An 8,651-nucleotide genomic window follows, 5' to 3' on the forward strand; every position below is an offset into this window, starting at 1 on the left:
CGTCGCCGCCGGGACCTATGGCGCCCGCGGGGACGGGCGGCCCGGTGAGCCCCGCGGGGGCGGGCGGGCCGGCGGGCCGTGCGGCGCGGGCGGTCACGGCCACCGCGGCGGTGCCGGACACGGTGTGGGTGGCCGCCGGGAACTCGGGGGGCGGGGCGAGCGGCGAGGCGCAGAACGCGCAGCGGTCGCCGATGAGTTCGAGGCCGCACCACCGGCAGACGTCGCGCCGCACGGAGGAGACGAGCTGGTAGAGCACGGACACGTCCGGCAGCCCCGCCGCGAACTCGACCAGCTTGGGAGTCCCCCACCAGGACGCCGACTCCGCGGGCACGGGGACGGTGGAGAAGTGCTGGACGCGCCAGCCGGGCGCGAGCGTGGCGCCGACCCAGTCCGGCGGGGTGGCGCCGCCGAAGCCGGGGCCGGTGGCGGCGACCATGCGGGTGCCGAACTCCGGTCCGGGCAGGCGGTCCTCGCCGCCGAGCCGGACCAGGGCCGGCCGGGGCGTGGCGAGCACGGCGAACTGGGCTCCCGGCATCCAGGACTTGGCGTGCGCGGTGAGCGTGACGGGCACGTGGTCCAGCTTGGCCACGGAGTTGAGCAGGGCTCCCGCGTAGATGTAGTGCGCGAGCAGCCTGGCCGCCGAGGCGAGCACCCCGGGCCCGAAGTCGCAGACGCTCAGCTGCCGCAACTGCTGCACGAGCAGGGCGACTCCGAGCGGCGGGAGATCGGCCGCCAGGATGGCGACCCGGTCCGTCTCCAGCAGCGACCGCGCCGTGTGCAGCCGCCGCACGACGGCCGGATCGGTGACGGCGGGGTGCACGGCGACGACGTAACCGTGCTGCTCCACGAGCGCGTTGAGCTCGTGGACGGTGTCCTCGACGGTGGCCCGCGGCTGGAGGGCGGCGGGCGGGGTGTGCCGGTCGGCGGAGGGGAGCACCAGGCCGGAACCGGACACGCTGATGGCAGTCGGCACCGCTCAACCCTCCCCGTCGGCCCCGGTCTTCACGCGCGCAGCGCTTTCACCAGCACGATATCCCCGGGTCACGGCGTCCGACACCTGATTGGTCGAGATCGTCTCAACCGCGACCTGTCCGATGATCACGCCGTGTCGGCATATGCGCCAACTCACCGACACGTCACAACAGTTGTCGTGCCGGCCGCACCCTTGACACCGGCATTGGTCTGGACCAAGTTGGTCTAGACCGGCTTGAACTCGCCGCTGTGAGCGGTCCGGCCGCCCCCGGCCGCGCCGCTCACCCGCGCCCCGCCACCCCCTCACCCGCAGGGAGCTCCCATGCAGTTCACGCGTACCCTCCCCACCCTCTCTCATCCCCCGGCGAGACCCCGGACACTCGCCACCGCCCTGACCGCCGCGCTCGCCCTCGGGGCCACCGCGCTGGGCGTCGCCCCCGCGTCCGCCGCCGACGTGAACAACGTGCGCAACGGCGGCTTCGAGTCCGGTCTCACCGGCTGGACCTGTTCGGCGGCGAGCGGCGCGGCCGTCGCCTCCCCGGTGCACGGCGGCTCCCGCGCCCTCAAGGCCACCCCGGCCGGGCAGGACAACGCCCGCTGCAGCCAGGTGGTCGCCGTGCGGCCCAACGCGACCTACACGCTGAGCGCCTGGGTCCAGGGGGGCTACGCCTACCTGGGCGTGACGGGCACCGGCACCACGGACACCTCCACCTGGACCCCGGACTCCGGGACCTGGAAGGAGCTGCGCACCACCTTCACCACCGGCGCCAACACCACCTCGGTGACCGTCTACACCCACGGCTGGTACGGCCAGGCCGCCTACCACGTGGACGACTTCTCGGTCCTCGGCCCCGACGGCGGGGGCGGCGACGGCGGCGGGCCCGAGGAGCCGGCCCTGCCCGCGGCCCCGACCGGGGTGGCGGTGGCCGGCGCGACCTCCTCCTCCGTCTCCCTCACCTGGAACACCGTGCAGGGGGCCACCGGCTACACCGTGTACCGGGGCGGCACCCGGGTGGCGACCACCTCCGGGACCTCCGCCACGGTCACCGGGCTCTCCGCCTCCACCGCGTACTCGTTCCAGGTCACCGCCACCAACGCGGCGGGCGAGTCCGCGAAGTCCGCCACGGTCACCGCCACCACCCGGCCCGGCGACGGCGGAGGCGGCACCACGCTGCCCAAGCACGTGGTCACCGGGTACTGGCAGAACTTCAACAACGGCGCGGCCGTGCAGACCCTCGCCCAGGTGCAGAGCCAGTACGACATCATCGCCGTCGCCTTCGCCGACGCCACGGCCACACCGGGCGCAGTCGACTTCACCCTCGACTCGGCCGGGCTGAACGGCTACACCGAGGCGCAGTTCAAGGCCGACATCCGCGCCAAGCAGGCGGCCGGCAAGAAGGTCATCATCTCGGTCGGCGGCGAGCTCGGCTCGGTCCGGGTGGCCGACTCCGCGTCCGCCGCCAACTTCGCCGACTCGGTGTACGCGCTGATGCAGGAGTACGGCTTCGACGGCGTCGACATCGACCTGGAGAACGGCCTGAACGCCACCTACATGACGCAGGCGCTGCGCTCCCTGTCGGCGAAGGCCGGGCCGGACCTGATCATCACCATGGCCCCGCAGACGATCGACATGCAGTCGACGTCCAACTCGTACTTCCAGACGGCGCTCAACGTCAAGGACATCCTGACCGTCGTCAACATGCAGTACTACAACAGCGGTTCGATGCTGGGCTGCGACGGCAAGGTCTACTCGCAGGGCTCGGTCGACTTCCTCACCGCCCTCGCCTGCATCCAGCTCCAAGGCGGGCTCGCGCCCTCCCAGGTCGGCATCGGCGTCCCCGCCTCCACCCGCGGCGCCGGCAGCGGCTACGTCTCGCCGGCCATCGTCAACAACGCCCTGGACTGCCTGACCAAGCTCACCAACTGCGGTTCGTTCAAGCCCTCCAAGGCCTACCCGGACCTGCGGGGCGCGATGACCTGGTCCACCAACTGGGACGCCACCGCCGGCAACGCCTGGTCCAACGCCGTCGGCCCGCACGTCCACGCCCTGGGCTGACGCCCGCCCCTGTGCCCCGCCTCCCCACCTCCCCCGCCGGGGAGGCGGGCCCCGCCCCCGCAGCGCCCGGCGCCCGCGGGGGCGGGCGCGTCACGCCCGCCCCCGCGGGCGGCGCAGGCGCCCCCCGCAGCGCCCGGCGCCCGCGGGGGCGGGCGCGTCACGCCCGCCCCCGCGGGCGGCGCAGGCGCCCCCGCGCGCCGCCGTACCCAGCGGGAAGGTGAGTACCGCTACTCAGGCGCCGCGCCCGCCCGGACCCGATGCTGGGGGAACCCGCGCCCTTCGGGCACGGGGCCGGACGGAACGAGGAACGGGAACAAGGGGTGGGTCATGACCGTCGGACAGGCGCTGCGGACGCTGGGCCGGACGACCTTCGGGAACATCGCGTCGCGCGCCTACCTCGGGGTGGTCGTCGGATGCGTGCTGGCGGTCGAGGCGGCGGTCCACGTCTTCGGCGACGGTGACTACGGCTTCGCCCTGATATGGCCGATACTGCTGACCTGGCCGTCCTTCTTCCTCGTCGAGCCGCTGCTCGGCCCCGTCGGCACCGCCTGGACCCCCTACCTGGTCATCGCCCTCGCCGCGCTGCTCCAGGCGCTCGCGATCGGCGCCCTGGTACGGCTCGTGCGGCGCCTGTCGGCCCCCTGACCGGGACCGTCCGTCGGCTAGCCTGCGCACCATGACCGACGATCCCCGCTTCACCGCCGCCTTCTGGGACGAGCGCTACTCCTCCGCCGACCGCCTCTGGAGCGGCGACCCGAACCCCGCGCTGGTCGAGGAGGTCTCCGGGCTGGCGCCGGGCCGCGCGCTGGAGGCCGGCTGCGGGGAGGGGGCGGACTCCCTCTGGCTGGCGCGCCGGGGGTGGACGGTCACCGGCACGGACGTCTCCGAGGTGGCCCTGCGGCGGGCCGCCGGGCACACGCCGCCGGAGCTGGCCGGGCAGGTCACCTGGCGGCGGACCGACGTGCTGGACTGGGTGCCGGAGACGCGCGCCTACGACCTCGTGTTCACGGCGTTCATGCACCTGCCGTCCGCCACCCGGCGCCAGGTCTTCGCGGGGCTCGCCGAGGCCGTCGCCCCCGGCGGCAGCCTGGTGGTGGTCGCGCACCACCCCCGGGACCTGGAGGACGGCGCGGTCCCGCGGCCTCCGGAGCCGGACCTGTTCTGCACGGCCGGGGAACTGGCCGAGGAGCTCGTCCCGGCCGGCGGCTGGACCGTCCGCACCCAGGACGCCCGGCCGCGGACGGTGACCCACGAGGGCCGCGAGGTCACCGTCCACGACACGGTGCTGCGCGCGGAGCGCACCGCCTGACCCGTCAGAAGAAGTCGGCCCAGGGCTGGTCCCAGATCTGCTTGACGCACAGCACCAGGAAGAGCAGACCGGCCACGGCGAGCATGGCGTTGCTCCAGATCCCGTTGCGCCACTCGGCGGGCGTGCGGGAGGAGTTGAGCAGCCAGATCAGGGTCAGGGCGAGGAACGGCATGAAGGCCGCGCCGAGGACGCCGTAGATGATGATCAGGCGGAACGGCTGGCCCTGGAAGAGCAGCACGATCGGCGGGAAGGTCAGCCAGAGCAGGTAGCCGCGGAACGCCCAGGACTTCTCGCGGCGGCCCTCGGCGACCTCCTCGCCGGTGGTGGCCCGCTTGGTGCGGTAGCGGGCGACGAAGTCGGCGAACATCAGGCTCACGCCGTGCCAGACGCCGATCAGGGAGGTGAAGGAGGTGGCGAAGAAGCCGATCAGGAAGAACTTGGCGGTGGCCGCGCCGTACTCCCGCTCCAGGATGTCGCCGAGCTGGACGAGGCCCTTGTCGCCGGAGGCGATCGCGATGCCCGAGGAGTGCAGCAGCTCGGCACCGACGATGAGCATCGCGACGACGAAGACGCCGGTGGTCGCGTAGGCCACCCTGTTGTCGAGCCGCATGATCTTCATCCAGCCCGGGCCCGTCCATCCCTTGGCGTTGACCCAGTAGCCGTAGGCGGCCAGCGTGATGGTGCCGCCGACACCGCCGATCAGACCCAGGGTGTTGAGGACGGAGTCCTGCCCGTCCGGCAGGACGGGCAGCAGCCCGGCGAGAAGATCACCCAGATTGGGTACCACGCGGATGGCCAGGTAGACGGTGACCAGGAACATGACGCCCACCAGGACGGTCATGACCTTTTCGAACACCGCGTACCGGTTGAACCAGACGAAGACCAGCCCGGCCAGGCCGGTGGCCACCGCCCACCACTCCAGGTCCATCACGCCGGGGAACAGCGCCTGGAGCGGCAGTCCGCTGGACGACATGGCGGCGGCCCCGTAGACGAAGCCCCAGACGACGGCGTAGACGACGAAGAAGACGGTGGTCCAGCCGCCGATGGAGGCCCAGCCGTCGAAGAGGGTGCGGCCGGTGGCCAGGTGCCAGCGGCCCGCCGCCTCGGCGAGGGCGATCTTGACGACGCAGCCGATGACGGCGGCCCAGAGCAGGGTGTGGCCGAAGTTGGCGCCGGCGACCAGCGTGGCCACCAGGTCGCCGGCCCCGACGCCGGTCGCCGCGACGACGATGCCGGGGCCGATGTGTTTCCAACTCGATTTACGGGGAGCGGAGTTGTCCGTGGTGTCAGCCATGGTGATCACCTAGCGGACACCGCGGGCCCCGGCAAGGGTTCCGGCACGGCGGTCTTGGCGGCCCTTGGCCGCGGCGGCCACGCCTACGGGGTTCCCGGCTTCCTGTCGCCGTCCTCGGCCCGGCTCCCGGCCTCGTCCGCAGCCGTCTCCCCGGCCTCGTCGCCGGCCTCGTCGCCGGTCGCGTCCCCGGCCGGCGCCTCGGCGGCCTCCTCGAAGTACGCGTCGAGGACGGCGTCCAGCTCGGAGTCCCAGCGGGCCACGTCGGCACGGGACTTGGCGTCGATCTCGATCCAGTACCACCGCTGGTCCGGGGTGTGCACGACCACGGTGTACCGCTTGCCGAGCTTCGAGGTCTGCGTCTCCACGGCGCCGACCTCGTCCCAGCGGAAGTCGCACTCCTGGTCGTCCAGGCTCAGGCGGATGCCCGCGTGGTCGGCGACGATGCGCGCGCGGAAGTCCTTCGCCTCGAGGACCGGGCCGTCCGGCACGGGTGCCGGACCGCTCCCGGCGGCCTCGGACCCGGCCTCGGCGGGGTCCCCGGCGGGAGCGGCGTCCGCCCGCGCGGTGTCCTCCGTCCCGGGCACGGCGTCCTCCACGACGGCCTCGTCCCCGTCCGGCGCCGCGTCGCGTGCGGCGTCCTCGGGCTCACCGTCGGCCGCCACCGGGACGGTGAGCCCCGGGATCAGGGCCGGGTCGACGGCGGCGGGCGGGGTCAGGGGCTTGGTGTTCGAACCGATGCTCTGCTCCACAGCCCGCAGTATGGTCCACGACACCACCCGGCGGAAAACCCGTCCCCGCATCGTTACCGAGGAATGGCCGGAGCCCGCCCGTCACTTGCCGACATCCACGGCGAAACGGATGGACCACTCCCGCGCCTCGTCCGGCGGCGCCTGCGCGCCCTCTGCCCGGGCCAGGGCGTACCCCTCCTCCCCCAGCACGGCCCGCAGGTCCGCCTCGCACCGCTCGGTGCCCAGGGGGTCCGTCCGGTAGGAGACGATCTGCGTCTCCTCGCGGGGCCAGCACGCGTCCGAGGCGCCGAACAGGCGGGCGGCGTCGTGGTGCCGGCCGAGCAGCCAGGCGCAGTGCGCCAGCGCGTCGTGCCCCAGGGCGAGGGCGCGCGGGTCGGCGAACACCCGCTGCGCCTCCAGGACCGCCCGGGCGTGCGCCAGGGCGCCGTCGGGTCCGGTGAGGCGCCTCTCGGTGATGCGGACCAGGGCCAGCACCCAGTCGAGGTAGGGACGGTGCCAGGTCTCGCCCAGCGCCCGGGCGATCCGCATGCCGCGCTCCACGCAGGCGGCCGACTCCTCCAGCCGGCCCACCGCCCACAGGGTGCTGCCCAGGATGCTCAGCAGTTGCTGCTCGCCGTACGCCTCGCCCGCCGCCTCGAAGTGTTCGAGCGACGCCCGCAGGTGGGCCAGGGCGACGTCCGGCCGGCCGGTGGTCTCGGCGGCCAGCCCGCGCACCAGGTCGGCCCAGCCGGCCGCGCCCCGGTCCCCGTCGGCGAGGGCCCGCGCTATGGCCTCGTCGGCCAGCCGCCCGGCCGTGGCCAGGTCGGCGGGGAAGACGCAGAGGAAGGCGCAGGCCGCCATGGCGCGGGTCCGGGCGGCGTGGACCACCGGGTCGTCGTCGGCGGGCGCGGTGACGGCCAGGGCGCGGCGCAGCCGGCCGGTGCCCTCGCCCGTGGTCCCGGTGGCCGTCCAGTACCACTGCAGGCCGCGGGCGATGTCGAGGGCGGCATGTGTCTGCGCGGGCCCGGCTCCGTCGCGCAGCCCGTACTCCATGGCGTGGCGGATGTTGGGCAGGTCGTGGCGGAGCCGCTCCAGCAGGCCGGCCTGGCCGGGGCCCGCCCACCGGTGGTGGCCGTCGAGGACCCGGTCGCGGAACCACATCAGGTGCCGGGTGCGGGCGTCGTCCAGGTCCCCGCCGCGCGCCAGCCGGTCGCGGCCGTACTCGCGGACCGTCTCCAGCATGGTGTAGCGGCGGCCGGCGCCGTCGCCGGGCTCGGTGAGCAGCAGGGAGTGGTCGATCAGCCCGTCGACGGCGTCCAGCAGCTCCTCGGGGGCGGTCCCCCCGCCCGTCCCGGGGTCCTCCTCCCACACGGCGTGCGCGGCGTCCAGCGGGACGGAGCCGGCGAACACCGACAGCCGGGCCCAGAGCCGCTGCTGGGCGGGGGTGCACAGCTGGTGGCTCCAGTCGAGCATGGCGCGCAGCGAGCGGTGCCGTTCGGGGGCCACCGGGTCGCCCTTGCTGAGCAGCGGCAGGCGCTCGTCGAGCCGGTCGAGGAGCTGGCCCGGCGAGAGGGCGCGCAGCCGCCGGGCGGCGAACTCGATGGCCAGCGGCAGTCCGTCGAGCCGGCGGATGACGGCGCGGGCGTGCTCCAGGTCGTCCCGCGACCAGGACACCTCGGACAGCAGGGCGGCACGGTCGGTGAGCAGGGCCAGCGAGGCGTCCTCGGGGAGCGGGGGGACCACGTAGAGCCGTTCGGCGCCGGGGCCGAGCGGCAGCCGGCTGGTGGTGAGCAGCCGGACGCCGGTGGTGCGGTCGAGCAGCAGGTGGGCCAGCCGGGCGCAGGCGGCGGCCAGGTGCTCGCAGTTGTCGAGCACCAGCAGGAGTTCGCGCTGGTGCAGGGCGCCGACCAGGTGGTCCGTGGGCGTGAGGTGCGGGGGCACGGGCCCCAGGCCGAGGCCCTCGGCGACCGCGTACGGCAGGACGTCGGGGCTGGTGACCTCGGCGAGTTCCACCCAGCAGGCGCCGTCCCGGAACAGCAGGCCCGCGGAGCGGGCGGCGCGCTGGGCGAGGCGGGTCTTGCCGACGCCGCCGGCGCCGGTGAGGGTGAGCAGGCGGTGCTCGGCGAGGAGCCGGCCGACGTCCTCCGCCTCGCGGGCGCGGCCGACGAAGCGGGTGGGCGGGTCCGGCACCCCGCGCGGCGCCCACACCCCGCCCTCCGCGCTCCCCGCCGCCCCGGCCCCCGAGCCGGACGGCACCGTGCCGGGGCCGCGGGAGGGCCCCGCCCCCGCGCC

The 8,651-nt window shown here is 74.6% G+C and carries 7 protein-coding genes; 3 read left to right on the top strand and 4 right to left on the bottom strand.

The genetic code is table 11. From position 1 onward, the window contains the following. Nucleotides 1-973: hypothetical protein (locus A2U95_RS07250; RefSeq protein ID WP_338104438.1), on the bottom strand; the 973-nt coding region annotated here is incomplete at its 3' end. Nucleotides 974-1,294: 321 nt separating this feature from the next. On the opposite strand from A2U95_RS07250, the gene A2U95_RS07255 reads away from it, so the two are divergent. The 3 genes from A2U95_RS07255 (at nucleotide 1,295) to A2U95_RS07265 (ending at nucleotide 4,337) form a co-directional block, all read left to right on the top strand. Further along, nucleotides 1,295-3,028, top strand: a complete 1,734-nt coding sequence (locus tag A2U95_RS07255; protein WP_166021379.1) for a chitinase — start codon at nucleotides 1,295-1,297, stop codon at nucleotides 3,026-3,028. A 327-nt stretch (nucleotides 3,029-3,355) separates the two neighbouring features. Next, nucleotides 3,356-3,673, top strand: a complete 318-nt coding sequence (locus tag A2U95_RS07260; protein WP_166021380.1) for an SCO4225 family membrane protein — start codon at nucleotides 3,356-3,358, stop codon at nucleotides 3,671-3,673. Between the two features lie 31 nt (nucleotides 3,674-3,704). Next, nucleotides 3,705-4,337, top strand: a complete 633-nt coding sequence (locus tag A2U95_RS07265; protein ID WP_166021381.1) for a class I SAM-dependent methyltransferase — start codon at nucleotides 3,705-3,707, stop codon at nucleotides 4,335-4,337. A 4-nt stretch (nucleotides 4,338-4,341) separates the two neighbouring features. On the opposite strand, the gene A2U95_RS07270 is transcribed toward A2U95_RS07265, so the two are convergent. From A2U95_RS07270 to A2U95_RS07280, 3 genes are all read right to left on the bottom strand, one after another. Beyond that, nucleotides 4,342-5,631, bottom strand: a complete 1,290-nt coding sequence (locus A2U95_RS07270) for an Nramp family divalent metal transporter (RefSeq protein WP_166021382.1) — start codon at nucleotides 5,629-5,631, stop codon at nucleotides 4,342-4,344. Between the two features lie 83 nt (nucleotides 5,632-5,714). Next, on the bottom strand, nucleotides 5,715-6,380 hold the full coding sequence (locus A2U95_RS07275; protein ID WP_240957233.1) for a hypothetical protein: 666 nt from the start codon (nucleotides 6,378-6,380) through the stop codon (nucleotides 5,715-5,717). An 81-nt stretch (nucleotides 6,381-6,461) separates the two neighbouring features. After that, nucleotides 6,462-8,651 (bottom strand): ATP-binding protein (locus tag A2U95_RS07280; RefSeq protein WP_166021384.1); only part of this gene is annotated, 2,190 nt, incomplete at its 5' end.

This window comes from Streptomyces chilikensis, from assembly GCF_001642695.1.
GTDB classification, from domain to species: Bacteria; Actinomycetota; Actinomycetes; order Streptomycetales; family Streptomycetaceae; genus Streptomyces; species Streptomyces chilikensis.